At 25.5% G+C, this 1,564-nt stretch carries 4 protein-coding genes and 1 pseudogene; all 5 read left to right on the top strand.

Annotation, left to right across the window (positions count from 1 at the left end):
• Positions 1-231: pseudogene (locus F811_RS16590) on the top strand (ATP-binding protein); the annotation flags it as partial.
• 22 nt (positions 232-253) lie between these two features.
• Positions 254-604, top strand: a complete 351-nt coding sequence (locus tag F811_RS0100115; RefSeq protein ID WP_020003300.1) for a hypothetical protein — start codon at positions 254-256, stop codon at positions 602-604.
• A gap of 61 nt (positions 605-665) precedes the next feature.
• The gene (locus F811_RS0100110; RefSeq protein ID WP_020003299.1) at positions 666-944 is read left to right on the top strand and encodes a hypothetical protein; all 279 of its coding nucleotides are present in this window, start codon (positions 666-668) and stop codon (positions 942-944) included.
• A gap of 72 nt (positions 945-1,016) precedes the next feature.
• Positions 1,017-1,286, top strand: coding sequence for an HNH endonuclease signature motif containing protein (locus F811_RS0100105; protein WP_020003298.1), 270 nt, complete (start codon positions 1,017-1,019; stop codon positions 1,284-1,286).
• Between the two features lie 12 nt (positions 1,287-1,298).
• Complete coding sequence (locus F811_RS0100100) at positions 1,299-1,520, top strand: hypothetical protein (RefSeq protein ID WP_020003297.1); 222 nt, start codon at positions 1,299-1,301, stop codon at positions 1,518-1,520.
• Positions 1,521-1,564 lie beyond the last annotated feature (44 nt).

Here is a 1,564-nt window from a genome sequence, read left to right as displayed (position 1 = left end):
AGCGTTGGCTTTCATTATGCTATAGACGGATACTATAAAATATTTGATAATATAAGAAGCGGGGAAAAAACAGTTATTCTTACATCAAATAAAAGTTATGATGATTTATTAAAAAGTTTGAATAAAAAAACTGATGCTGAATATATAAAAGGCAGACTTACAAGCAGACTTATAAATTTAAAAGTAGTAGACATAGAAATGCAAAAGTCTAAGGAGCTTATAACAGCATAGTAATAATAGAGGTATAAATAATATGATAAAAACAAAATTATTAAAAAAATATGCAGTTATGTCAGACGGTAAAAACTATATAAAAATATATACATCTGATTTTGAAACATATTATAAAGAATATCTAGGCTTCACTGCTAAAGATATTATTAATTTACATTCAGGTAAAAATAGGCTTCATATATCAAATATAGAAATTACAGAAAGTAAAGAAATAACTGATTACGGAAGAAAAACAAGAGAATGTTTTATAGAAATAAGACAGGAAAATGGAGAGATATTTGGATATATGCATTTAGAAAATACATATATTGAAGATTCAGATAAGTTTGAATATTCACTAAATGGAGAAATAAAGAAAATAGATTTTTAATAGTCAAAATATTATTTTGATTATTTTTATAAGATTTTATTAAAAAAATAGGAGATAAAAAATGATATTTTTAGAAAAATTGCGTGAACATTATGTTTGTACAAAAATAGCTATTTTAGAAGCTGCATCAAATAAAATAGCTGAACAATATCCTATATTAAAAGATGATATGGAGATTAAAAGAAACAGATTAGAAATTAATAATGATTTATGTAACTGCTATATAGATTTAGAAGATGGAGCATTTAAAATATGTGTAGATGGAAAGACTCCGTACTGCTATGAAGATTTTGAATCAGTGCTAACTGATATAGAAGATGAGATAGCTAATAATGAATAATTCTATGTTTATAAGTTGTCAACAATGTTGATAACTTGTAAATAAGATGTTCAAAAGTAAAGAGTGTTTATAATGAGAAGTGATGAAAAAGCATATAAAAGATATCAAAGTAAAAAATGGCGTGCTTTTAGAGAAAGTTTTTTGAAAGAAAATCCGCTTTGCAAAAACTTTGACGAGTGCCATAACTTTGCTGAACATGTGGACCATATAAAAAGAATAGAAAGCGAAGATGATCCTCTGTTTTATGATAAAAATAATCTGCAGGCTTTATGCAAAAGGTGTCATAGCAGAAAAACAGCAAAAGAAGATGGAGCTTTTGGAAATAAAAAGAAAGATTATTAATAGGATATGATTATGAAAATAGATAGTCAAAAACAATATATACATATAGAACGAGATAATAAAGAAAAACGTATTATTATCGATGCTAAAAATATTAGCAGCGAAGATACTGTTTATTTATTAACTGAGTTTATATACTTTGTAACCAATAAAGAAAATGTACCTGCTGATGGTTTTATTGATATTATAAAAGAGGCAGTAAGATTAAAAACAGAATTAGAAAAAAAGGAATGAATAATGAGAGAAGTAAACTTTATAGAAAATAACGGGGTTTTTGG

It is taken from the genome of Brachyspira innocens ATCC 29796, assembly GCF_000384655.1.
GTDB classification, from domain to species: Bacteria; Spirochaetota; Brachyspiria; order Brachyspirales; family Brachyspiraceae; genus Brachyspira; species Brachyspira innocens.
Note: the sequence above shows the minus strand (reverse complement) of the source record. Positions and strands in the feature narration are given on the sequence as shown.

What these genes read in the sequence shown, in the direction of transcription:
- F811_RS0100115 (WP_020003300.1), top strand. Translation starts at nt 254, where the DNA reads ATGATAAAAACAAAATTATTAAAAAAATATGCAGTTATGTCAGACGGT.
- F811_RS0100110 (WP_020003299.1), top strand. Translation starts at nt 666, where the DNA reads ATGATATTTTTAGAAAAATTGCGTGAACATTATGTTTGTACAAAAATA.
- F811_RS0100105 (WP_020003298.1), top strand. Translation starts at nt 1,017, where the DNA reads ATGAGAAGTGATGAAAAAGCATATAAAAGATATCAAAGTAAAAAATGG.
- F811_RS0100100 (WP_020003297.1), top strand. Translation starts at nt 1,299, where the DNA reads ATGAAAATAGATAGTCAAAAACAATATATACATATAGAACGAGATAAT.